The organism is Pseudarthrobacter sulfonivorans (assembly GCF_031454915.1).
GTDB classification, from domain to species: domain Bacteria; phylum Actinomycetota; class Actinomycetes; order Actinomycetales; family Micrococcaceae; genus Arthrobacter; species Arthrobacter sulfonivorans_C.
The window spans coordinates 241,966-265,808 of the sequence record NZ_JAVDRS010000004.1 but is presented as its reverse complement, the minus strand read 5'-3'; the positions used below and the strand labels follow the sequence as shown (position 1 = coordinate 265,808).

The 23,843-nt window shown below is 65.5% G+C and carries 20 protein-coding genes; 8 read left to right on the top strand and 12 right to left on the bottom strand.

Translation table 11 applies throughout. From position 1 onward, the window contains the following. Window positions 1–30: 30 nt before the first annotated feature. From J2808_RS11545 to J2808_RS11535, 3 genes are all read right to left on the bottom strand, one after another. Complete coding sequence (locus J2808_RS11545; protein WP_309816259.1) at window positions 31–870, bottom strand: hypothetical protein; 840 nt, start codon at window positions 868–870, stop codon at window positions 31–33. Between the two features lie 56 nt (window positions 871–926). Next, window positions 927–2,561, bottom strand: a complete 1,635-nt coding sequence (locus J2808_RS11540; RefSeq protein ID WP_309816254.1) for an alpha-amylase family glycosyl hydrolase — start codon at window positions 2,559–2,561, stop codon at window positions 927–929. 67 nt (window positions 2,562–2,628) lie between these two features. Beyond that, window positions 2,629–3,585, bottom strand: a complete 957-nt coding sequence (locus J2808_RS11535; protein WP_309816252.1) for a lipid kinase — start codon at window positions 3,583–3,585, stop codon at window positions 2,629–2,631. Between the two features lie 202 nt (window positions 3,586–3,787). Here J2808_RS11535 and J2808_RS11530 point away from each other — a divergent pair, with 202 nt between their 5' ends. Continuing rightward, the gene (locus J2808_RS11530) at window positions 3,788–5,302 is read left to right on the top strand and encodes an MFS transporter (RefSeq protein ID WP_309816248.1); all 1,515 of its coding nucleotides are present in this window, start codon (window positions 3,788–3,790) and stop codon (window positions 5,300–5,302) included. 69 nt (window positions 5,303–5,371) lie between these two features. Here the strand turns inward: J2808_RS11530 and J2808_RS11525 are convergent, their stop codons facing one another. The 5 genes from J2808_RS11525 to J2808_RS11505 all read right to left on the bottom strand — a co-directional run bounded on the left by J2808_RS11525 (window position 5,372) and on the right by J2808_RS11505 (window position 11,571). After that, window positions 5,372–6,490 carry an NAD(+)--rifampin ADP-ribosyltransferase gene (locus J2808_RS11525; RefSeq protein WP_309816247.1) on the bottom strand — a complete coding sequence of 373 codons (1,119 nt, stop codon included), beginning with the start codon at window positions 6,488–6,490 and terminating at the stop codon, window positions 5,372–5,374. 206 nt (window positions 6,491–6,696) lie between these two features. Then, on the bottom strand, window positions 6,697–8,982 hold the full coding sequence (locus J2808_RS11520; protein WP_309816720.1) for a M56 family metallopeptidase: 2,286 nt from the start codon (window positions 8,980–8,982) through the stop codon (window positions 6,697–6,699). 418 nt (window positions 8,983–9,400) lie between these two features. Continuing rightward, a complete protein-coding gene (locus J2808_RS11515) occupies window positions 9,401–9,919 on the bottom strand; it encodes a hypothetical protein (RefSeq protein WP_309816244.1) in 519 nt (172 codons plus the stop codon). A gap of 244 nt (window positions 9,920–10,163) precedes the next feature. Further along, on the bottom strand, window positions 10,164–11,054 hold the full coding sequence (locus J2808_RS11510) for a ketopantoate reductase family protein (protein ID WP_309816241.1): 891 nt from the start codon (window positions 11,052–11,054) through the stop codon (window positions 10,164–10,166). A 178-nt stretch (window positions 11,055–11,232) separates the two neighbouring features. Continuing rightward, entirely contained in the window at window positions 11,233–11,571 is a 339-nt protein-coding gene (locus J2808_RS11505) for a hypothetical protein (RefSeq protein ID WP_309816238.1), read from the bottom strand. 276 nt (window positions 11,572–11,847) lie between these two features. On the opposite strand from J2808_RS11505, the gene J2808_RS11500 reads away from it, so the two are divergent. Continuing rightward, the gene (locus tag J2808_RS11500; protein ID WP_309816236.1) at window positions 11,848–12,111 is read left to right on the top strand and encodes a hypothetical protein; all 264 of its coding nucleotides are present in this window, start codon (window positions 11,848–11,850) and stop codon (window positions 12,109–12,111) included. A gap of 125 nt (window positions 12,112–12,236) precedes the next feature. Here J2808_RS11500 and J2808_RS11495 read toward each other — a convergent pair whose 3' ends face one another. Further along, window positions 12,237–12,998 carry a FadR/GntR family transcriptional regulator gene (locus J2808_RS11495; protein ID WP_309816233.1) on the bottom strand — a complete coding sequence of 254 codons (762 nt, stop codon included), beginning with the start codon at window positions 12,996–12,998 and terminating at the stop codon, window positions 12,237–12,239. Window positions 12,999–13,094: 96 nt separating this feature from the next. Here J2808_RS11495 and J2808_RS11490 point away from each other — a divergent pair, with 96 nt between their 5' ends. The 3 genes from J2808_RS11490 to J2808_RS11480 are packed head-to-tail and all read left to right on the top strand — an operon-like array spanning window position 13,095 to window position 16,167. Next, window positions 13,095–13,973 (top strand): carbon-nitrogen hydrolase family protein, encoded by an 879-nt coding sequence (locus J2808_RS11490; protein ID WP_309816230.1) that lies wholly within the window; start codon window positions 13,095–13,097, stop codon window positions 13,971–13,973. A gap of 10 nt (window positions 13,974–13,983) precedes the next feature. Beyond that, on the top strand, window positions 13,984–15,333 hold the full coding sequence (locus J2808_RS11485; protein ID WP_309816227.1) for an APC family permease: 1,350 nt from the start codon (window positions 13,984–13,986) through the stop codon (window positions 15,331–15,333). A gap of 51 nt (window positions 15,334–15,384) precedes the next feature. Beyond that, complete coding sequence (locus J2808_RS11480) at window positions 15,385–16,167, top strand: carbon-nitrogen hydrolase family protein (protein ID WP_309816224.1); 783 nt, start codon at window positions 15,385–15,387, stop codon at window positions 16,165–16,167. A 29-nt stretch (window positions 16,168–16,196) separates the two neighbouring features. Here J2808_RS11480 and J2808_RS11475 read toward each other — a convergent pair whose 3' ends face one another. Both J2808_RS11475 and J2808_RS11470 read right to left on the bottom strand, forming a co-directional pair. Beyond that, a complete protein-coding gene (locus tag J2808_RS11475) occupies window positions 16,197–17,855 on the bottom strand; it encodes a thiamine pyrophosphate-binding protein (protein WP_309816221.1) in 1,659 nt (552 codons plus the stop codon). 120 nt (window positions 17,856–17,975) lie between these two features. Continuing rightward, window positions 17,976–18,479, bottom strand: a complete 504-nt coding sequence (locus tag J2808_RS11470; RefSeq protein WP_309816218.1) for an Lrp/AsnC family transcriptional regulator — start codon at window positions 18,477–18,479, stop codon at window positions 17,976–17,978. 93 nt (window positions 18,480–18,572) lie between these two features. Here J2808_RS11470 and hisC point away from each other — a divergent pair, with 93 nt between their 5' ends. The 3 genes from hisC (at window position 18,573) to J2808_RS11455 (ending at window position 22,815) form a co-directional block, all read left to right on the top strand. Then, window positions 18,573–19,670 (top strand): histidinol-phosphate transaminase, encoded by a 1,098-nt coding sequence (gene hisC, locus J2808_RS11465; RefSeq protein ID WP_309816216.1) that lies wholly within the window; start codon window positions 18,573–18,575, stop codon window positions 19,668–19,670. Between the two features lie 54 nt (window positions 19,671–19,724). Further along, a complete protein-coding gene (locus tag J2808_RS11460; protein WP_309816213.1) occupies window positions 19,725–21,137 on the top strand; it encodes an amino acid permease in 1,413 nt (470 codons plus the stop codon). Between the two features lie 370 nt (window positions 21,138–21,507). Continuing rightward, window positions 21,508–22,815 (top strand): hypothetical protein, encoded by a 1,308-nt coding sequence (locus tag J2808_RS11455; protein ID WP_309816210.1) that lies wholly within the window; start codon window positions 21,508–21,510, stop codon window positions 22,813–22,815. 309 nt (window positions 22,816–23,124) lie between these two features. Here the strand turns inward: J2808_RS11455 and J2808_RS11450 are convergent, their stop codons facing one another. After that, a complete protein-coding gene (locus tag J2808_RS11450) occupies window positions 23,125–23,460 on the bottom strand; it encodes a DUF2510 domain-containing protein (protein WP_309816207.1) in 336 nt (111 codons plus the stop codon). Window positions 23,461–23,843: the final 383 nt, after the last annotated feature.

Here is a 23,843-nt window from a genome sequence, read left to right as displayed (position 1 = left end):
CTAGCAACACCATACTGGCGGCCGCACTGCTCAGTCCCGGATATGGTCCTCGAAGTAGTGCAGCACCCAGTCGCGAAGCCGGCCGGCGTCCCAGGTTGGGGCGGTGACAAGCAGGACTTCACGGTCCTCCCGAAACGCGCGGGTGACGCCTTCCTCCGTTGCGAGCTTCTTGACCAGCCGGTCCACTGTCCGGGAGTGTTCGTGGGCCACGTCCTCGCGGAGGGCCACCTCGAACTCACGTCCCCGGTGCGGGTCGTCGTCGAGCTCCTCGACTTCCACCACCGGCTCGTCATCGGCGGCCTCCTCCTCACCTCCGCCGTTGAGCAGATCGATGATGGCTGTGGCCGCGCGGGCCAGCTTGCCGTCGTCTGAAGGGACCCCGCCGCTGGCTTGGCCCCGTGCGATCCCCGCAACCATCGCGGCCAACTGATGCTCTCCGCGGTCGGCCGCGAGCACCGGGTGGTTCTGCCAGCGATAGGACTTGATGCGGTGGTACCCCACCTGCCACTGCGCATTCGGAGCGCCTCGTTCCACAACGCGGCAAAAGTACGAGACCAGTCCGTCCACCAGGTCAAGGGACTCCGGCGACAAGGTAGGTTCAGTGCCGAGGAAGTGCCGGAGCCACGTCGGCGTGGAACCGCCGGACGGCGTCTCCTGGCCCGGTTGTTGAGTGAGGAGCCGGGACTTCGCCCAGCGCCACACTTGCACCAAGCTTTCCACGGTTCCATCCAGCATGTGTTCCTGGCCGTCCGCCCCGAGCCGCTGACGAAGACCCGCGAGGGCGGGATCCCTCTCCGCGAGGAATTCCTTCAGTGCGGCGGCGGCTTCCTGCTTCGTGAGGTCTTCGTAGCGCTTTGGTGTTGGATCCATCTGGTGGTTGTTCCCCCGGGTCTGAAGCTAACGGCGAAAGACTATCCTGCGGCAGCCTACTCCCGCAGCACCCAAGCAGCGTTGTCCGGCTGCAGCCAGCCGTCCGTTTCCAGCGGCACAGCAGTGGCCAGCACCGTCCCGGCGGGCAGCCGCACCGGTTCGGTTCCCATCGCCATGGCCACCAGGAACCGCGGGCTGCGCTCGCAGACCAGCAGGTTCCCGTCCTCCACACGCCACCTGCCGCCGTCGTCCGCGGTGAACACGCCCTGCCGCCCCAACTCGCGGCGGAGTCCGACGGCGGCAGTCACCAGAGCCAGCATGGAACCGGGGTCCTGCTGCTGGGTTTCGACGGCGTGCCCGCCCCAGCCGGCAGGCTGCGGCAGCCACGGGGCCGCCGTCGACGGCGCCGAAGAAAAGCCATGGTTCAACGAAGGCGATGCGGTCCACGGGAGCGGGACGCGGGCGCCGTCGCGGGTGATGCCCCCGCGCGCCCACATGGGATCCACGCGCGCCTCCACCGGGACATCCACCTCGGGCAACCCCAGCTCCTGGCCCTGGTAGATGTACGCCGCGCCGGGCAGTCCGAGCACCGCCAAAACCGCGGTCCTCGCACGCCGGGTGCCAAGGGCCCCGCCGCCGAACCGCGTCACGGAGCGGACAATGTCGTGGTTCTCCAGCGCCCAGCTCGGCGCCGCGCCATGCAGCTGTCGAGCGGCCTCCAGCTCCGCCCCCACAGAAGCCCAGGCCGCAGCGTCCCAGCCCAGCTTCACGAAGGCGAAGGCGAAAGCCTGGTGCATCTCGTCGGCGCGGGTGTAGCGGGCGGCGCGAGCCGGTTCCAGGTTGACCTCGCCCACCAGCAGGCGGTGCGGCTGGTACTTCTCGGCGAGGGTCCGCCAGCGGCGGTATACGTCGTGGACGTCCTCCTGGTCCGAGATCAGCGGGTTGAACCGTAGGCCGTCCACCACGGCGGTGGCGGACGGCGCGTCCGGCAGGCCGTCGGCTTTGAAGAGGGCATGCGCCACGTCGATCCGGAGGCCGTCCACGCCCTTGTCGAACCAGAAGCGGAGCACGCCTTCGAAGTAGTCACTCACCGCCGGGTTCCGCCAGTTCCAGTCCGGCTGCCCGGGGGAGAAGAGGTGCAGGTACCACTCGGTGTCCGTGTCGGATTCCGGGGAGGCGCGGGACCAGGCCCGGCCGCCGAACACGCTCTGCCAGTTGTTGGGCGGCAGGTCGGACACGGACCCCGGCCCGGAGCTGCGGCCCTCCACAAAGTGGAACAGCTCCCGCTCCGGCGAGCCGGGCCCTGCCGCCAAAGCAGCCTGGAACAGCGGGTGGGCCGAGGAGCAGTGGTTGGGGACCACGTCGAGCAGAACCCGGAGCCCCAGCGAGTGGGCAAGCTCAAGCACGGCATCGAAGTCGGACATGGTGCCGAACAGCGGGTCCACACCGCAGTAGTCGCTGACGTCGTAGCCCTGGTCCACCTGGGGCGAGGGCTGGAACGGGGTCATCCAGATCCCGTCAACCCCCAGCGACGCGATGTAGGGCAGACGGGCGGCCAGCCCGGCGAGGTCGCCTACGCCGTCGCCGTTCCCGTCCGCGAAGGAACGCGGATACACCTGGTAGATCACGGCGGAGTCCCACCACTGCCCGGTGACCGTGCCCGAGGCGGGGGCGCCGCCGTAGTGCGTCATTTGCCTGCTCCTGCGGTGAGTCCTTCCACGATGCGGCGCTGGAAGATCAGCACCATGATCACCAGCGTCAAACGGGCGGCCAGTTCGCGGCGCCCGGTCCGTCGAGCAGCGCGCTGGTGCTGCTCTGGGGCACCACCACGTGGACGGCGTTGCGTTGGATGGTGAAGTCGGCCGGCGTGGTGGTGGCGATCTCGCCGTCGAGGTTCACCGGCAGCGGCGGCTCGGTGACCAGCCGGACGTGCCGGCTGGTCAGGTGGTACACCCGGTCGTGTTTGATGAAGCTTCCGTCCTTGAGCAACCGTGCGATGCTCACGTGTTCCCGGAGCGGGCCGGCCACGATGGCGTAGATGTCGAGGGTGTGATCATCGATCCCTGCGGTGGGGGAGACCGTGTTGCCGCCGCCGTAGTGCCGGCCGTTGCCGACGGCCACCTGAAGCAGGTCCTCGAGGTCCAGCGGCTCGTGGTCCCCGTCGGGGAACTCGAGGCGGGCCCGGAACGGCTTGTGCCGGGTATAGGCCAGAATCGTGGCGATGCTGTACGCCAAGGGTCCGATGTACCGCTTCAGCCGGGGGCTGAGAGCCTCGGTTACAGACACCGACAGGCCCACGGACGCGACGTTGAGGAACGGCTCGCCGTTGGCCCGGCCGAGGTCGATGTCCACCACCTTCCCGTCCGCGACGGTGGCGCACGCCTCGGCAAGGTTGTTCGGGATCTCCAGCGTGCGGGCGAAGTCGTTGGCGGTGCCCAGCGGAAGAACGCCGAGCACAACGTTGGTGCCGGCAACCCGGCCGGCGGCGTAGGACAGGGTCCCGTCGCCGCCGCCGACAACCACCAGGTCGTGCCCGTCCGCAAGCACCCGGTCAAGCGTCCCTGCCAGCTCGCCCCCGGACAGCACGGGGTGCACGGCGGTGATCGGCACACCTGCCTTCCGCATCGCGTCCACGGCAAGTTCGTGTGCCGTCCCTCGGCGTGAGCCGGCGTTGATCACAACAGCGGCGGAGCGGGCGTCCCGGGGAGCTTCCATGTGGGCCATGTTAGGCGGTGGACCTGTGGGTTTCCTATGGCGCCGAGTGGGCGGGATCTTGGGCAGGCACGGCTTCCGCTCCACTGTTGCCACAGCGCGGCAGCGGCAGGATGATCGGAGTGTTGGGCTCCTGCCACTGAGGCGGGCCGAAGAAGGATCGGCGCGTGCCCGGCTTAAAGACTGAGGCGGCGGTGAGCGGGCCATGACAGAGCACAACGGGCAGCAGCGGCGGTTACAAGTATCCGACGTCAACGTCGTCAACCGCCGCGTGCTGCGGAAGGCGTTGGGCGGGACCATCGTGGGCAACACGATGGAGTGGTACGACGTCGGGGTCTTCGGCTACCTCATCACCACCATGGGGCCGGTGTTCCTGCCCGAGGCGGACCGGGCCGTGCAGAACCTGTTCCTGCTGGGGACCTTCGGCGCCACGTTCATCGCCCGGCCGCTGGGCGGTGTCTTCTTTGGCTGGCTGGGCGACAAGATCGGCCGGCAGAAGGTGCTGGCCATGACGCTGATGCTTATGGCCGCCGCGACGTTCGCCGTCGGCCTGCTGCCCGGGTATGCAGTGCTGGGCATCTGGGCGGCGGTGCTTCTGGTGGTCCTCAAGCTGGTGCAGGGCTTTTCGACCGGCGGTGAATACTCGGGGGCCACCACGTTCGTGTGCGAGCATTCGCCGGACCGGCGCCGGGGCTTCTACGTCAGCTTCCTGGACATGGGCAGCTACCTCGGCTTCGCGGCGGGCGGGCTGGTGGTGTCCGTCCTGCAGCTGACGCTGGGGCAGGAGCAGATGGAGGCGTGGGGCTGGCGGATCCCGTTCCTTGTGGCCGGCCCGTTGGGTGCCGTGGCAGTCTACTTCCGCATGAAGATCGAGGAGTCCGCCGCCTTCAAGGCCACCATGGAAGCCGAGGCCGTGGCGGCCAAGCATCCTGAGACCGGGGAAGACCTCCGGCCGGTGGGACCGCTCGGGATCCTGAAAGTGCACTGGCGGCCGATCCTCCTGGCCATGATCCTGGCGGCGGCTGCCAACACCGTCGCGTACGCCCTCACGTCCTACATGCCCACGTACCTGACCAGCAACAAGGGGTACAACGAGGTGGAGGGGACGCTGCTGACCATCCCCGTCCTGGTGGCCATGGCGTTGTGCATCCCCTTCACCGGGCTTCTCTCGGACCGGATCGGCCGCCGTCGCGTGCTGTGGATCGGGGCCCTCAGCACGGTGGTGTTGGCGGTTCCGGCGTTCCTCGCGATAGCGGCGGGCAACCTCCCCCTGACGTTGCTGGGCCTTGCCCTGATCGCCTTCCCGGTGGCGTTTTCGGTGCCAAACCTCGCCTCGGCGCTGCCTGCCCTGTTCCCCACCGAGCACCGCTATTCCGCCATGGGCATCGCCTACAACCTGGCGGTGGCCATCTTCGGCGGGACGGCCCCGTTCATCATCGCGTCCCTCATCGAGGTGACCGGCGACGACATGGCGATCGCGTACTACCTCATGGCCGTGGCCGCGGTTGCCGCCGTGGCCATCTGGTTCCTGCCCGAATCAGCGAGGCGTCACCTTCCCGGGTCCATGCCCAGCGTGGAGTCGGAAGAGGACGCCCGCAAACTGGTGGAGACCCAGGACAGCAACCCGCTGCTGGACGTTGACTCGCTGCCGTTCGAGAGCAGCTTCGAGATTGCGCGTGCGGAGCACAAGGGGCGGCCCGGGAACCCGACGGTGATGTGACGCAGGGACGGACGACGGCGGCACTTGCGTAGGTGCCGCCGTCGCCGTTCTCGTCGGCCCGCGGCGGCGCTACTCGCCGTCGTTGTCCGTGTCGTTGTCCTCAAGCCACTTTGCTATCCGCTGCCCCCGTTTTGCGATGAACTCCAGCGTGGCCTCACGGTACGTCACGTACTCCTCCGTTGTGGCCGGTGTCCCGGGACGCTTGAAGTTGTCGAAGGGCAGGAAGAACAGAACCTCGTTGTGGTCGGGCGTCACCAGGTCTTGGAAGAAAAAGAAGTCAACGAACTCCCTGAATCCGTCGAAGAGCGCGAAGAAGTCCCCGTAGGCGCTGAGGACATCGGCGAGGGGACTCTGGGGCTCTCCTGCGTAATGGCGCCTGATGCATTCCAGGGTGAGGTCCATGCGGTCGGCGATCCGCGGCCTGGTCCCTCGGGCCTGGTTGATGGTGGGCCGGTCCTTCGACCTGACGGGCCAGATCATCGCACTGCCGATGGTGTAGGGCGGGTCGAGGTAGCGGGCCCGTTGCTTCTCGTCCAGCCCGGCAATGGCGTCGACCAGAGCCTTCGGACGCAACCAGCGGGTGTAGGAGTTCGTGATGGCGTCGCTGCCGTACCAATGCCTGGCCCCGGAAGCGTCGGTGAAGATGAGGTAGCCGTCGCCACGATTCGGCGGCATGGTGGGGGCGAAAAGCACACCGGAGTTCAGCCGCTTTGTCCACAGGACCTGATGGAGCGACCGTAGCTTCGGACTGACACTGTCCGGGTCCTGCCTGGTCCTCGCCGGTTGGTCGGTCATGAAGTCGAAGGATGGATCGAAGCCCCGCACCTCGGTGCAGTGGGTCTGCCAGCCCCGGACTTCGTCCAGCACACGGATGGGTTCGCGCGTGCGATAGGACCGGGCCTGGTTTCCGGAAAGCCCCTCGTCGCTCAGGTGGGGATGGTCCTCGACGGGGCCAGTGGGTTCCACCCGGTAGATCCTGCCTCTTCCCTCGCCTGCGCTGAACTCAGCATGCCGCCTGGCCGCATCGAGGGAAGCGGTGACGAAGGTATGGGTGGTCGCCTCCTCGAAGACCGAGGCGTTGCCGGGGACCAACAGGTTTCCGGCCTGCAGGTGGGCCCTGGTGCCGTGGTAGAATGGCCCCGAATCGTTGGGACCGTGCGTTGCCTCCGCGAGATCAATTGCATTCATTTTTCCCCATTGTTTGTGCGGCCAATCCCATGATGCTAATTCGGCGCGGGATTGAACGATTCGTTTTTGAGGCAATCCTGCGCTGATCTTGCGCGCACGACACCTACTTGGAAGCTTCACACGCCGAATTACTTGGAAGACCGCAGCAGATCACGTCCGACCACTGCGGACACCAGGAAACACAACAATAGTCACCGGTGCCGAGCTCAGGGGTTACGTAGAGAGTGCCTCAAAGCGACGAGACCATCGGCCCACCGATTCAGATGTGCAAGCTCCTCGGCTTGCAAGTCTGCGGACGTGACTGCGAAGAAGGTGCTGATGGCAGCCGTATCCAACGATTCAACGACTTCTGCTTCCAACAGCAGCCCCTGCTCGGCTAACTTGAGGGCTTCGAATAATTCATTGTGCAGCTCCTCAAGTTTTTGAGAACGTAGATTTAATGACTCCACCTCATTCCGCAACTCGGTCAGTGCCGGAAGGGCGGTGTTCCTGAGCTGCTCAACGCCTCCCAGAGGATCCGCGGGGTAAGCAGCTTGAGCCGCCCGCTGCTTCTGGACGACGCCTTGATACTTGTCGAGGTAAAGCGGGGCCAGTTCATCTGCATAATTCTCTACTTCCGCGAGTTCATTCAGTGTCGATGCACCCGCCGCCACTTCCGTGTCCGAGGCCGATCCGATGAGGACAGGTGCCAAGCCAACTGCAGCAGCGCCAATCAGGGCAGTTGCCGCGGCGGTGAAGAGGTGAAAAGCTGGGGCCCGGACTCGGCCAGGGTTAGGTCCAACCGGGATGAAAGGTAGCAGGGCTGCCCCCACCAGCATGAACAGGAATCCAAGTCCTATGGCTGGGGGAAGAATAGCCCCGATGAGTGCGGCATTAATGCTCCCCCCGACGAGCAGGTTGTAGAGAAGGAAGCCCGCGCCCCCAAGACAGGTTGCTAGAAAGCCACCCACGATTGCGGCAACAGGTCCAAAGCGTGGTCGGAACAGTGCAGTGGAAACCATAAAGATTCCCCATGCCCCAGCACACATCCAGACAATCGTTGTGACTCGTTGCTCCGCTGCCTCCGCCGTAGGCGCCGCCCCTGCAATAAGGCGCCAGACGGGTGGCACAGCGGCTACGATGCAGCCAGCTATGAGTCCTGCTGAAACGACTGTGCGGATATTCGTGCGTGGAGTGTCGACTGGCGCCGCCGTGGTTGCCTTTTCCAAGGGCGAGATTTCAAACAGCCAATTCGGAGGTTCTCTTCCTGCCGACCTGGCCAGCAGAAGCAAGCCAGCTGCCGCAGAGATCAGGACGAGCATGATTGCTGCCAGCATGGGCAGCGTGCCCAGGCTTGTCGCCAACCATAGCCGCGCGAAGGCCCAGCCAGGTCCGGTCAGCAGGGCCCATAGCGAGTCCCACAACCAAGCGGCCGTCGAAAAGAGCACGCAATTGACCACAAGTGCAATGCCCCACCCGTATACGGCCCGATCCATGAGTGCCAACGCGCCGGCCCAAACGTCACCCAGGGCTGCGCTGAGTCCCACGGCACCGGCTCCCACCACCAGCGGCATAAGCATCTCGATCCCGTAGTCCCTGCTGAGACCCGTCTGAGCCAAGGAAGACCATAGCCCTAGAACCAAGCCCAGAGAGACACCAATTGCCACTCCTGCTACTGACGGCGAACCTCCCAACATCTCCTTCTGCCCAGCCGAGGGGGAAAAGGCTCTGGCAGCCCGAGTGATGGCACTCCAGCGCCACAATCCCAGACCTACGGAGGAACCCAGCAGCGAACCGACTAGCAGAGCCGCGCTTACCCCTGCCAAAACTGTTAGTCCGGTACCCGTCAACAGCGGAATGAGTGCTCCGACGATGAGCGGCGCAGAGAGGGCGGCGAGAAAACCAGCAGTTATCCCATCAGAAATCCCAATCCGCGCTGCAATCCACGGTGACTCCAGAACTTCACGACGACGTGCTGGACGCGGGTGGCGGGCAAGAAAATAACGGCGAATTCCTCTGCCCTGTTTCCGGTCCGGCAAACGCTGCAGACATGCGCGCATCTGCTCAAGATGTACTGCCCCGCTTGCCGCTGCTAGGTCAGCGTCGTACTCTCGTGCACGCAAGAGCCCAGCCGCAACAAGCTCAACCACTGCGGCCAGCGCTAAAGCACGCCACAAGTAAGAGCCCAATAGCGAGAAGTCCCTCTCAACAAGACTCCAAACAACGGGCAGCAACAGTACCGGGCCCAGAACATACCAAGTACTCCTAGCCATCCAAGAATAGGCAACATCGCGGTGCTCTATATGGGCCAACTCGTGCCGAACCACGGCATCGAATACGGCAGGGTCACGAAATTTGACCGCCACCGCCTTGGGCAGCACCACCGTGCACCGGCCCGGAGCTCCGAAGGAGAATGCGTCCAGCTGTCCGAGCGGACCGATTACCAGCGCCGGTGCCCTTCGCAGCTTGTGTCCAGCACACAGCTCGTTGAAGCGGTCTACCACAGGGCGCATGTTGGAGCCCGGGGGAGAGAAGCGACGCTTTCGCCGAATCACGCTGGGCGAGACATACATGACGAGTAGCGCTCCTGCGCCTACTACGGCAGCACCGCCTAGTGACCACATAGCGCGGCTACGTTCGTGCGGGCCCTGGCAGGCCTGGAGGAACTCCCCGCGCCTTAACATCTCCTGCTGGTCGCTTCCCCCGCTTACGCGTGCTGCTTCGGACTGACAAGCCAATACACTGTCGGCCCACACGTCGCCAGCCACCTGGTTATGCATCCAATTTCCGACAAACAGGCCGGACGTCAGTAAGGCCAAGAGGAAGACGAGATAACGGCCTGTGGTGGGTGCAGGATAGGCAAGGACATTAACCCGCCTTGTCGTCTGGGAATCTGCCGGACTCATTTATTACCTCGTCCGGACATCTGGGCTAAGAGCGGTCCCCGGGTGCATCGACTACCAATGCTCCGACGATGGCGTTCCCCAGCAACGCGGTAGTCTCCTCGGGAAGTTTGAGGCGTCTACCTTCCGTAAGTGCTGCCTCATGGACCCGTCGCATCTGCTCGTCACTAAGGCGGATGGCGGACTGGGGCGGTTCTGCCCCCGCCGGCTGGTCACGGGAAACGAACATACGGCGGAAATAGGAACCCAGGACTGATTTGGCCTCGTCTTTGAAGGTTTCGGCCAAGAGGTCTGCCAAGAAACGCACCACTTCTCCGCAGATTGCCAATGCGGCCGGAGTCAAGAGAGCAAGCTCCAGGCCGAAGCCCACCGATTCGTCGCGACTGCGCGGATTCAAGGCTGCAGCCTGATCGGCAAAAAATTCGTCGGCCACCTCGTCAAAGACCATCAACTCGTCCGGCGCTGAGCTTTCGAGGGCCAGCCGGGCCAACTCCGTGGTGAACTCCCGCTGTGCACCGGGGTCCAGTCTTACTTCCCGATTTTCCATCGAGAATCCCCTCCGGAATTACTTGGCGTCATTTCCGAACGCTCCGTGGATTGAGATTTTGGCCCAACTTCACGTGCATCGATTGTTTCCTCCATCAGAATGCTGTCAACGCGTTACTCCTGCGTTATTACTGCATGTTCGCCGGCAGCGTTGTGCCGGTTGGATGGAGGACGGCGGCCTACGGCTTGGGGTGCGCCCGTTTGGAAACCCAAGCCTCGCTTCAGAGGGCCGGAGTGGATCAGTGCTAGATGCCGGCCCTGATCTGGATGAGGGTGAGGTCCAGCAGCGGCGTGGGAACGTTGAGCTCCCGGGCCCTGCGTGCAAGGTCGCCAAGGATGTGCTCGGCTTCCGAGGGGAGCCCCGCGGTGAGGTCCCGGTACAGGGAGGAAGTGAATGCTGACCCCGGTTCGGTGAGTATGCCGACCGCCTGTGTATGACCGGCGTCGGAAACGGGATGTCCTGCCGCGGCTGCCACAGCTTCCGTTTCGCTGATGGCCTCCAGAATCCTGGACTCCCCGCCGGCCTCGAGGATCCGTCCAACCGGCGCCCGGAAGATGCAATTCACGATTCCTGCGGCCGCGATGAATACCCATTTTTCCCACAGTGCACCTAATACGTCCTCGACTACCGAGAACTCAACGCCCGGCACGTCCAGAGCATCAGAAATATCCGAAGGCACAGCCTTTCCGTTCAGCCCACCGACCATGAGGGAAGTGAGAGGCACCCGCTGGCGGACCACATCGCCGTCGAGGGTGGCGACGATCCGCGCCAGGCCGCCGAGCACCTTCCCCGGGTACTGCTGCTCAAGCCGGTCCACATGGGCCATGCCGTTGAGGATGGGAATGATGCTGGTTCCAGGCCCGGCGAAAGCGCCAAGCTCGCCGAGGACGCCCTCGAACGCCCCGGCTTTGACCGTGACGAGGATCAGATCGAAGGCCTCTGACCCGTCCTGGGCGGTGATGGTCTGCACCGCGTTCGTCCGGTCGGCGGTGGGGGAGACGAAGCGCAACCCGTCGCGGCGAAGAACCTCCTGCTTGCGCGGCCGCACCAGATACGTGACGTCCCGCCCCGCTTCCTGCAGGAGCGTACCGAACGCCCCGCCTGTGGCTCCGGCTCCGACGACGAGTATCCGCATGGGTTCATACCTTTCCTGGGATGGTGCTCAAGGATGGTGACCGGGCACAGGAGCCAGCAAACAGCTGATGAGGCGTTGTATCCGATGTTCCAAGGCTAGGCGGTTGAGCTGGATCTCCCACCCGCGGCGAACAGGGTTCACCACCGTTCCGGGAAGGTTGCGCGCCCGGCCACTGCCGTCAGGCGGTCTGGTCAGCCGGCTGGCCGTTGCCCGCACCGTCTCCGGTGTCCTCCCACATGACATCCAGATTGTGGAAGATCACGGGTCCGTCGCACAGTTCCGCCATCTTGGCAGCGAACTCCGACGTTTCCGGCCGGCCGGAATTCTCCATTGCCGAGTCAAAGGACTCGAAGTCGACGATGGTGAAATAGGTCCCTGGGTGGTCCCTGTCCGCCGTGGCAACAATGCGGCGGAACGTGGCCGGAGTGCTCCCCTCGGTTCTTGAGGGACGGCCCAATTCTTCGATCTCCTTGATGCGGGAGGTTTTGAATTCGATGATCTGCACAAACCCGGCCATGACGGCTCCTCGACGGCGGTGGACGTTGATGCGGATCAGACTAGTCCCCGCACCGGATGGCGAACAGGGCCTTGCGTAAACGTGAGCCCGCCCACCTTATTCTGAGTAACTCACGATAAGCCTGTAGAGTTGGGTACAGGCCACCGTAGCCCTTGAGTACCGCACCGGTGAACACACCCGGGCCAGCGGGGCAAGCGAGAAAACGCGCAACCGCCCTCCTGCTTGAGCGGCACAAGAACCTGTATGGCCCTCATCCCGAAACCCCACGGAGAACCCATGACTTTTCTGACCGAACGCCTCGAAGCCTCCTCATCCGCCACCGCTACCACTGTCGCTGACACCGCAGTGCGCGGCGGCAGCTACGTGACTCTCCCCGCCGGCAGCGTCCCCGCCGGTGTCGAGGGCAGCTATGTCACCGTCGCTGGCGCCCGAAACCTGCCCCCCGCCACCCGTGGCAGCTATGTCACAGTAGACGGCACACCCGTTGTTGCCGCCGGCGTCATCGAGGGCAGCTACGTAACGCTTCCAACGGCGGCCTAGGGCCCAGCGCCCTGCGGGGGATAGCACCACCGTGCGGGCATAAAAGGAGACCGACGGCGACACTTGGTGTCGTCGTCGGCCTCCTTTTTCGTGCCATCGAGGGCGGGCCCTGCCAGTCGGCCTCGTTACGGCCCGGCGGGCAGGCCGCCCTGTGCAAGCCCCATAAACATCGTCCGGTGCAGGATGTCCACATGCTTCCGTGAAACTTCCACCGCTTCCTCAACGTTGCCGGCACGCATAGCTGCCACGAGCGCGATGTGGTCGTGGTTGGACTTGTGGAGTTTGTCGATGGGATAGGGGATGAAGTAGCCGTACAGTTCGGCGAGGGTCTCGTGATAAACCTCGATGGCGGTGTCCAGGCACGACGCCGTGCCCACCAGCTGATGGAACTGCTCGTCCATCCGGTGGTAGTAGGACCAATCGGTGGACTCCGCCATCTCCCGGGTCAGCCGGTCCAGCTCGTCCAGCTGCTCAGGAGTGGCGTTGACCGCTGCGTAGTGCGTCACCGCGCATTCGAAGAGGAGCCTCCGGTCCACCAGCCGGTTCACCGCCTGGGACTCGGCCGGTGACGCGGAGAGCTCCGCCAAAACATCGGTGGGTGGCGAATCCGCCACAAAGGTCCCGCCGGCCCGGCCGCGCCGGCGGACCACCACCCCCTGCTCCGCTAGGCTCGCCAACGCGCGCCGGGCAGTGATCGGGCTGACCGAAAGGCCAAGGGCTACATCCTCCTGGTCCGGAAGCCGCTCGCCCGGTTTCAGCAGCCCCAAGGAAATCGCCATGCCGATCCGCATCCGGACCGCGTCCATGGCGCTGCGCCGCTCCATCCCGAGCACCCTGCCGGCAGCAAGGCGCGAGGGCTCGGCGGTCTCCTCCAGCTGATCCGTCATATCCGCTACTTTACGGCCCACACCAGCCCTCTTCCCTTTATTGGATCATTCTGATCTAATATAACCCGGATCACACCCCAACGCGGAGAAAAACCCATGCAACGCATCCTTCCCCTCATCGCCGCCCAGGCCCGGCCGCGGCTCATCGGCGAACCCATGTCGGCCTTCGCGGACGAGGTCAAAGCAGCCCTCCAAGCACAGCCGCACAGCAAGCTGGTGGTCTTCCCCGAGCTGCACCTCTTCGGCGACGAAAACCCCGACCTGCAACGCGCGGAAATGCTCCAGGCTGCTGCCGAACCGTTGGACGGACCCCGGGTCAAGGAGCTCAAAAAGCTCGCCAAAGACCTCAGCATCTGGCTTGTCCCCGGCAGCGTCTGCGAACGTGGCCCGGAAGGGCAGCTGTTCAACACCCAGCTGGTCCTGTCCCCGGAAGGGGAGCTCACCGGCTACTACCGGAAGATCTTCCCCTGGCGCCCGTTCGAGCCATACGATCCCGGCGACCGCTTCACTACCGTGGACCTGCCCGGCATCGGGAGGGTGGGCCTGAACATCTGCTACGACGCCTGGTACCCCGAGGTGTCCCGCCAGCTGGCTTGGATGGGCGCCGACGTGATCCTCAACGTCGTCAAAACCACCACCCCGGACCGCAGACAGGAACTGATCCTCGCCAAGGCCAACGCCATCGTGAACCAGGTCTTTATGGTCAGTGTCAACTGCGCAGGCCCCACCGGAAGGGGCCAAAGCATCATCGTGGACCCGGAGGGCAACACTCTCGCCGAGGCCCCTGACGATGCCCCGGTGCTGCTCGCCGCGGAACTGGACCTTGCCGCCGTCGAGCACGTCCGCACGCACGGCACGGAGAACCTTAACCGCCCCTGGTCGCAGTTCCGCGAGGGGGAGCCCGCCGTCGAACTTTCCGTTTACCAAGGCCGGATCAACCCGGCCACCTGGACACCGCCGTCCTACAAGCCATAAGGAAAACACCGTGACAACAACACTCACCCGCACGCTTAAACTGCCCTCCCTGGTCCTGTTCGGACTGGCGTACCTGACCCCGCTGATCGTCCTGGGGATCTTCGGCATCATCGCCGAATCCACCGGCGGCGCAGCGCCGGCTGCGTACCTCGTGGCGCTCGCGGCCATGCTGTTCACGGCGCACAGCTACGGCCGGATGGCTGTCGCCTACCCGGTGGCAGGCTCCGCCTACACCTACGTCCGCCGGTCCATCGATCCCAGGGTGGGGTTCCTGGTGGGCTGGGCCATCCTGCTGGACTACCTTTTCCTGCCCATGGTCATCTGGCTCATCGGCGGGTCCTACCTGACCGCGCAGTTCCCCGGCATCCCCATCGGGCTCTGGATCGTGGGCTTCATCCTCATCACCACGCTCCTGAACATCCTGGGCATCAAGGTGGCGGACAAGGCCAACTACGTACTGATGGCGTTCCAGCTGCTGGTCATCGTGTTCTTCGTGGCGCTGTCCATCGGCAACGTGGTGTCCACCTCCGGCGCCGGCGGCCTGGCCAGCACGCAGCCGTTCTTCAACGACACCGCCAGCTTCGCCACCATCTCCGCCGGCGCCGCGATCGCCGCGTATTCGTTCCTGGGGTTCGACGCCGTTACCACCCTCACCGAGGAGACCATCGAACCGCGCAAGAACATGCCCCGCGCCATCATGCTCATCGCCCTGATCGGCGGCGGCATCTTCGTGACGGTGGCGTACGTGACCCAGCTGGTCCACCCCGGCGGCGTGTTCGAGGACTCGGCGTCCGCGGCCAGCTCCATCGCCCTGCAGATCGGCGGGCAGCTGTTCGGCGCGGTGTTCCTCGCCGGCCTGGTGGTGGCGCAGTTCGCGTCGGGCCTCGCCGCGCAGGCCAGCGCCTCCCGCCTGCTGTATGCGATGGGCCGTGACTCGGTGCTGCCCAAGGCTGTCTTCGGCCGGCTCAGTGAGAAATTCCACACACCGGTGGTGAACCTGGTCATCACGGGCATCGTGGGCCTGATCGCCATCTTCCTGGACGTGGCCACGTCGACGTCGTTCATCAACTTTGGTGCCTTCACCGCCTTCACGCTGGTGAACGCTTCGGTGGTGTTCCACTATGTGCGCCAGCGCCGGGCCGGGCACCAGCTGAACCCGGTGTCCTACGTGGTGGTCCCGGTGATCGGCGCCATCATCTGCGCCTACCTGCTCTCCCAGCTGGACAGCAACGCCATTACGCTGGGGGTGTCCTGGCTGGTGCTGGGCGTGGTGGTCCTGGCCCTGATCACCCGCGGCTTCAAGGCGGCGCCGCCGGAGATGACGGCCACGGAGAAGGCGACGGTGGAGGCGGCCGCCTGAGCCTGGGCTCCGCTGTACCCAAGCCGTTGTGATGCAAGGGAAGGAGCAGCCGTGAGGATAGCGCTCGGGCAGCTGGAGTCGGGCACCGACATCCAGGCCAACCTGGCCGTCATGGACCGTTTCGCCGCTGAGGCATCTCGCGGCGGCGCCGGGCTGGTCGCCTTCCCGGAGTACGCCACCTACGAGAAGAAGAAGGTGGACGCGACGTTCCCCGAGGTGGCCGAGCCGCTGGACGGACCAGTCTGCCAGGAGCTTGCCGCCACCGCCCGCCGCCACCGCATCGCGCTGGTGGCGGGCGTGGTGGAAACCTCGGAGGACCCCGGCAAGGCGTACAACACTTTGGTGGCATACGGGCCCGACGGCGGCCGGCTGGCTTTCTACCGGAAGATCCACCTTTTCGACGCGCAGGGCTTCGGGGAATCGACGTTCATCAAGCCCGGCGCGTCCACCAGTCCGGTGGTCTTTGAGCATGGGGGAGTGCGGTTTGGCCTGATGACCTGCTACGACCTGCGGTTCCCGGAGCTGGCCAGGTCATTGGCCGACGCCGGCGGGCACGTTCTGCTGGTCTGCTCCTCGTGGGTGCCGGGCACCCACAAGACGGAGCAGTGGCTCGCCCTGAACGCGGCGCGGGCCATCGAGAACAGCGTGTATGTGGCGGGGGTGTGCCAGGCGCCGCCGGTATCGGTGGGCCGAAGCGTCCTGGTTGATCCGATGGGTGTGGTTGAGCTTGACCTTGGGCTGGATGCCGGTGTGCGGACAGTGGATGTTTCCCTGGAGACTGTGGCCCGGGTGCGGGAATCGTTTCCAATGTTCCGGCAGCGGCGGCTTCAATAGCTTTACCGTGGTGTGGGCTAGCCCTACAGCTACCCCGCCACCGCGGCCTTCGCCTCCTGCTTGGCCGCCATCCATTCGCTCAGCCACGGTGCCCGGACGCTGGACGTGATCCGGCAGTCGGCCACGAAGGTTCCCTTGGCGCCGGCATCGATCCAGTCCTGAAGTGCGGAAAGGTCCGCCAGCGAGCGGATGATCGCGGACTCAGCCCCCAAAGCGCGGGCGATGCCGCTGAAGTCCACTTCGGGGATCAGCATGGGCTTTTCGGTCAGGCCCTGGGAGCCGTACTGGTGGATTTCAGCTCCGTAGGCGGCGTCGTTGTAGATCACCACGACGGCGCTCCTCGCCGTGCCGATGAGCGATTCGAGGTCGGACAGGCCCATCAGGAAACCGCCATCGCCGGAGGCCAGCACCAAGGTGCGGCCGTCCTCCACCGCACGGGCTGCCCCGACGGCGCTCGCAAGTCCCAGCCCGATGGACTGGAAGGCGGTCCCCACCATGACCAGGTCCTGGGGCCGCGGGATGTTCCAGTACATGGGGGCCCAGCCGAGGAAGTGCCCGCCGTCCTGGACCACGGTGCGGCGCTCCGGCAGCACGGCGTCCAGCGCCGTGGCAAGGGCGCGCGGGTCCAGCCGGCCGTCCGCGGTCTCCTCGGAGCCTGGGTGGTGGGCCGGTCCTTCGGCCAGGCGCTTGCGGGCTTCCGCGCGCCAGGCTTCTCCCGCGGCCTCGCTGTCCAGCAGCTGGAGGATGCGTCCCGCAGCGGACTTCACGTCCGCGCTGATGAAGGTGTCCACCCGGGGGTTGGTCGGCTGCAGGGCGGTGTCGATCTGGATGACCGTGGTGTCCGGGGCGAGCAGGTGCCCGAACCGCAGGGTGAACGGGCTCAGGCTGGCCCCGGCCACCAGGACCACGTCGGCCTCACCCATGAGGCCGGCCGCGGTGTCGGTGCCGAAACCGCCGGCCACGCCCAGGTACCCCTCGCCTTTGAGGAGGTTGAGCGCCAGGGCGGTTCCGGCGGTCAGTGCGCCGATCCGGTCGGCGAGTTCGCGGAGTTCCGGGCCGGCGCCGGCGAGGTGCGCACCGCGGCCGGCGAGGATCAGCGGCCGCTTGGCCCCGGCGAGGAGGCGGGCTACCTGCCCAAGGCCGGCGCCGCCGTCGTCCGTTACCTGAGGTGCCAGCGGCGCCGGAAGCTCTTTATCAGCCGCCTCGAGTGCCGCGAGGTCGTAGGGGATGGCAATCACGACGGCGGTGCGCTTGGTGAGTGCGTACTCCACCGCCTGCCGGGTGATAGATCCCGCGGCGTCGCGGGTGACGGTGAAGGTGGCCGCGCCGAGGCCCGCGGCGATGGCCGCCTGGTCCACGTCCTGGGGCCGGGCGCCGCTGCTCGGCGCATCCCCGGTGACCAGCACCACGGGGATCTGCGCCTGGACCGCCTCGGCCAGGGCAGTGAGCGCGTTGGTGTAACCGGGGCCGTAGGTGGTGGTGCCCGCGGCGAGGCGTCCCGAGGCCCGGTAGTAGGCGTCGGCCGCGGCGATGGCGGCGCCCTCGTGCCGGACGGCGGAGAAGTGGAGGCCCAGCTTTTCCGCGGCATCCAGGAAGTAGACGTTGCCGTTGCCCATGACGCCGAAGACGTCGCTGACGTAGCTGCTGAGAACCTGCGCCACGCGGCCTGAGACGGTGAGAGTAGTCATGCAGGAATCTTGTAGGCCGGTCCACAGATAGGCAAGAGAGTGGAGTTTGGTTGGGATATTTGGCAGTTGACTGCCTGATCAACTGAAAATATGCGCACTTGTGGCGTGCATCACCCGTTCCTAGCTGGAAGAGCGGGATTCCTGCTCCGACAGCCGGCTGAGCAGGCCGTCGTAGCGGGGCGGCATGAGTTCCAGCACGGAGATGGCTGTGCTGGTCCGCTGGATCCCTTCGATTTCCAGGATCTCGTTGGTGATGCGGTAGAGGTCGGCCGTGCTGCGGGCCACCACCTTGGCCATGAGGTCCGCGTCCCCGGTGGTGGCGTGCACCTCGATGACCTCCGGGATCGCGGCGAGACCGTCCTCCACCGCGCCTGTCCGCGTCTGGCTGATGGACAGCGAGAGGAAGGCCATCAGGTCATAGCCCAGCGCGGCGGGGTCCAGCCTCCGGCTGAAGGAGCGGAGGGCGCCGCTGCGCTCGAGCCGGGACAGCCGGGCGTGGACAGTGTTGCGTGCGACGCCGAGCGTCCGGGAGAGTGCCAGGGCGCTGGCTTCGGGATCCTTGTCGAGGGCGAGGATGATCCTGCCGTCGAGGGAATCCAAGTTGCGGGGGTTCGGGATGGTCATATTTTCACCACGGTTGCTAGAAGTTGAGCAGAAGTCCCAATGGGTTGAGGGTATCTTGCATTGTGGGCCGGATCACAATCATGATCGTTCCTCATGACCAGTGATCAGCTCCTCATTGCACCGGACACCGCGCTTCCCACCCTTCGTGGCGCTGTGGCCGGACTTCCGTCCTACGTCCCGGGCCGCCGCGGCGCCGGCGCGGACATTGCCGCCCTCGCCAGCAACGAAAGCCACTACGAACCGCTGCCTGCCGCCGCCGCTGCGGTGGCCGCGGCGGCCGGTACCATGAACCGCTACCCGGACAGTGCTGCCGTCGAACTCCGTGAACGGATTGCCCGCCACCTCGGCGTCACGGCCGGAGAGGTCGCGGTGGGACCCGGCAGCGTCGGCGTCCTCCAGCAGATCATCACCGGCATGTGCGACGCCGGGGATGACGTGATCTTCGCGTGGCGCTCCTTCGAGGCCTATCCAATCCTGGTTGAGCTGGCAGGCGCCCGGCCGGTCCGCGTTCCGCTGGACAGCGCTGAGGGTCACGACCTCGATGCCATGGCCGCGGCCGTCACTGACCGCACGAAGGTGATCTTGCTCTGCACCCCCAACAATCCCACTGGCGTGCCGATCAGCCACGAACGCATCGAGGCCTTCCTGCAATCCGTCCGCCCGGACATCCTCGTGGTGATCGACGAGGCCTACGTGGAATACGCCGAAGCGGGCAGCGGCCCCGATTCCCTGGCGCTCTACCGCCAGTACCCGAACGTTTGCATCCTGCGCACCTTCTCCAAGGCATACGGCCTCGCCGGCCTGCGCGTGGGATACGCCGTGGCGGCACCCGCCATCGCCGAGGGACTGCGCCGGACAGCCCTTCCCTTCTCCGTGAGCGCTCTGGCTCAGAAGGCGGCCATCGCGTCGCTGGACACGGAGGGGGAGATGGAAGAGAGGGTTGCCGCCGTCAAACAGGAGCGCGCCCGGATGGCCGCGCAGCTGGAAGCGCAGGGCTGGAAACTGCAGGCGAGCCAGGGCAATTTCCTGTGGATCCGCGCAGATGAGCGTCTCCAGTCGACCCTGGTGGACGCGTTCGACCGCGCGGGCATCCTGGTCCGGGCGTACCAGGGAGACGGCGTGCGGATCACCGTTGCCGCCCCTGACTCCAACGACCGCGTGCTCCAGCTTTTGGAAGCCCACGCAGCCTGAAAACCGACTTTCCTGTTACCCCAATCCGTTCCACCTACAACCAGAGGACTCCCCATGGAACAACAGACAAAGACGTCTGGCCGCGCACTGGGCGCGGCACTCAAACCCCGCCAGCTCACCATGATGGGGCTCGGCAGCGCCATCGGCGCGGGCCTGTTCATCGGCTCCGGCGCCGGCATCCAGGCCGCCGGCCCGGCCGTGCTGATCTCCTACCTCGTGGCCGGCACCCTCATCATCCTGGTGATGTGGGCCCTCGGCGAGATGGCCGCCGCCAATCCGGACAGCGGTGCCTTCTCCGTCTATACCGCCAAGGCCTACGGGCCGGTGGCCGGTGCCACGGTGGGCTGGCTCTGGTGGCTGCAGCTCGTGGTGGTCATCGCGGCCGAAGCGCTCGGTGCGGCAGGCCTGCTGGCCACCATCTTCCCGGCCCTGCCGGTGTGGCTGATGGCCTTCGTGTTCATCGTGGTGCTCACCGCCGTGAACCTCACCAGCGTGAAGAACTTCGGCGAGTTCGAGTTCTGGTTCGCCCTGCTCAAGGTGGCAGCCATCGTCGGGTTCCTCCTGGTGGGCGCTGCCCTGCTCTTCGGCTGGCTGCCGGGCGTCCAGTCGCCGGGCCTGGCCAACTTCACCGGAGCCGGATTCGCGCCGGACGGTTTCGCCGGGATCGCCACAGCCCTGTTCGTGGTGGCGTTCGCGTTCGGCGGCACCGAGATCGTCTCCGTGGCGGCAGCTGAAACGGCGGAGCCGGCCCGCAGCGTGAAGAAGGCAGTCCGGACCGTGCTGTGGCGCATCCTGGTCTTCTACATCGGTGCGATCTTCATCATCGCGGCGGTGGTTCCCGTGGGCTCGGCAGGGCTGAAGAGCCCGTTCGCCGCAGTGCTGGACGCCGCCGGCATGCCCGGCGCAGCCACCGCCATCACGCTCGTGGCCGTGGCAGCCCTGCTCTCCGCCCTCAACGCCAACCTCTACGGTGCTTCCCGGATGGCTTACTCCCTGGCCGAGCGCGGTGAAGCACCACGCCTGCTTGCCTCCGTGTCCAAGGCGCGGGTGCCGGTTGTCGCCGTCCTGGCCAGCGTCGCCTTCGGCGTTGTCACGGTGGTGCTGGAGCTGGCTTTCCCCGAGAAGGTCCTTCCCGTCCTGCTCAACATCGTGGGTTCGACGTGCCTGCTGGTATGGACGTCAGCGCTCCTGGCCCAGCTGGCGCTGCGCCTGCGCGCGGACCGCGAGGGGACGGCGCTTCCCCTCCGGATGCCCGGCTTCCCGTGGCTCACGGTGGTTGGTCTGGTCATCCTCGCGGCGATCTTCACGGTGGGCTTCATCGGCGAGGATTCCCGGCCCCAGCTCCTGAGCACTTTCGCACTCGTGGCGCTTCTGGCGGTGGCAAACTGGCTGCACCACCGGAACGGGAAGGTGCCGGGCGGCGTTGTAGCTTCGGAGCGTGACAAGCAGCCGGTGCTCATCGACTGAACCGGGCGTAGCGAACCCTTCGTGGGCTCGCTACGCCCGGAGGGCGCGTCCGGCTTTGGCCGGGCGCGCCCCACGCGCTAGTGCGCAGAGTGGGCTGTAATGGGGCACCTATCCCATCCCTCCGGCACGACAGAGGGCGCGGAGGTGAGGCAGAGCCACCGAATGCTGGGGTAATCCAATTGCAATATGACCAGGGCCAGTCTTTGTTTTGACGGGTGGGAGGCACTTGGTCGAGGAGTTTGAACGCGCCGCGACCCGAAAGTCAGGATCCATGAATACAATCACCAGAGATCCAGGCGGCACCGGCGGGTTCTCACCTATCAGCCGCATTCACGCCTCCCGGAGAGGTGCAACCACAGAGGAGTAAGCGATGACCAATATCGAGAGCATCACGCTGGAGGCCGAGCTCGTCGGCGAGGACGCCACGCGCGACATTGCGAAGGCTGTGAGCGCTCGTCACTCGATCGCTCGCAAGTACGTCATGAGGCTCCGCCGGCGGCATCCGAACGCAACGCCCGCTGAGGTGATCCAGATGTTGGAGCGTCACTACGGAACCTCGATCACCACTGCTGGTGCCCTCATCAGCGCCGGCGCGATCGCGGCTGATATTGGTATCGCGATGATTCCTGGAGTCGGGGCGGCAGCAGCCGGCATGAAGAGTGCGGGACAACAGGCAGCCAAGAAGACTGGCAAGGAAGCCGTCAAACTTGCCACAAGGAGCGCTGCGAAACAGGCCGCAAAGAACATGGCGCTGGGTACTGCGAAGAACGGTGCACAGCGAGCCGCTGCTCTCCTTCCCGCAGGCGATGAGCAGCTGCAGTTCGAGATCACCGCGGTTTTCGCGCTCGCTATTGCCGATATTCACGGAATGGACCTCGACAAAGACCAAGCCCTCGCCCTTGTCTACGGACTCTCGAACGAACGCGTGAGCCAGAAGCAAATCGCAACGATGGCGACAGACCTATCGAGTGCGTCGCCTGAAAGCGTCGTCGGCGTCGGCAATAAGATCTCTGCTGGCCGCACGGACTGGTCGCACTGGGCGAACACGCTCGCGGACACCCTACCTGGAGGCGCCGCGCAGAGTTTGGTTCGGACCATGGAGACGGGTCAGCTGGACGCCGTGCGCGAAAACTTGAGTGGAAAGCAACAGGCAACGGTTGAATACGGAGTTGGAGCCTTGGCGGGTGGAGTCACGCGCTTCGTGTTCGGCCGCGATGTCATCGTCGCGGCCCGGGCCGCGTTCGCCGATGCCCCAGAGGTGTTCCCTGCACATCTGGCCGTCAGTATGAAGGATAATCCTGACGCCGAAGACGGCGAGCCCGAACAGAATCGAGCTCTCGCAGCAATGGAGGACGCCGCGAAGGTGACGGGAAACTGGATCGCTGGTACTGCCAGCACAGTCGGAGGCGGCGTCGCGACAGGAGCCGTCGCAGTGGGCGCCGGCGTAGCAACCGCAGCCGACACGGTGACGCGCGCGTTCCGCAGCGTGGACATCGACGGGGACGGGATCCCAGATGAGCCACAGGCCATCACCGCGGTCAAGGGCGTCGGCGGCGCCATCGCCGGTACGGCTGGCTCGGTCGGCGGGAGCGTCGCAGGGCTGTTCAAACGGAAAAAGCGCGACGAACGGACGGCGGGCGGGTCTGAGACCGGCAGCGAGGAAGCGGTCGCGAATTAACTCCGGAGGTTAGTCAGCTGCGGAACGCGCAGACGGGGGCGGCCACTGAGTGGTCGCCCCCGTCTGCGCGTTGCTAGGCCTGGGTGAATAGACCTTGGGAAGCTTCGTGCCACGCTCTTCCATCCATCCGAGTGCGCAGGCGGATGGGGTAGTCGCTGAGGATGCCGTATAGGTTTTGCGGTGGCGGACGCGTTCGACGACGGCGCGGAGCCAAGTTCCTACCCTCCGGACCCCCAGTCCATCTGGCCTTCCTTCGGGGCATCGTCGGGCACTAGGGCATGCTGGCAGCCCTGTCGGGACCCTTGTCCGTCAGGCCTTCCAGTAGTGGTTGGGACTCAACGAGTAGTAGACGACCCAAATGAGCCCGATGCCGCCTGTGAAAAGTGAAATGAGGGTCCACGCGGTCGCGCTGTGCGGGGTTTGCTGACGATTGTAGACAACCTCGCGGATCACATTGAGATTCGACGAGGTCATTGGCCCCATGGTGTGATGAGGCTGCTGCTGCCACTGCTGCGCGGGGTAGGCAGGCGGGGCGGTCACTACGGGAGCATTCTGGAAATGGTCAGTCCACTGCGTTCCGTCAAACCAGCGTTGGCGACCAGGAGTCGCTTGATCGTCGTACCAGCCAGCTGGTGGAGTAGTCATTGAGTTCCGGCCTTTCCCGTTTTGATGGCCCCCTTGGCCGCAGTTGCTCTGACTTTACGCCATTCCACTGTCCCATCGGTTTAGAGGACACGCCGTAGGGCTCAGTCACCGTCCGGAAACGACTTCGTAAATTCACAACCGTCGCATTGCGGTATTGCCAGACCCGATTCCTGTGCGACAAGGTTGGGCTGCCACTGCCGGCCGCACTGACGACCGACTCGCGCCCGTCCGGTCGCGCTTCGCCGTCCAATGACACGTGCCGGTAGAGGGCATGTTGGAAGACGCCGAGCTATGCAGGGCTGGGCGACCCTGGTATAGGTTCTGGACCGCGGTGTTCTGACTGCGGGTGTTGGTGGCTGCATCCCTGCCGTGAGGAGGTAGTG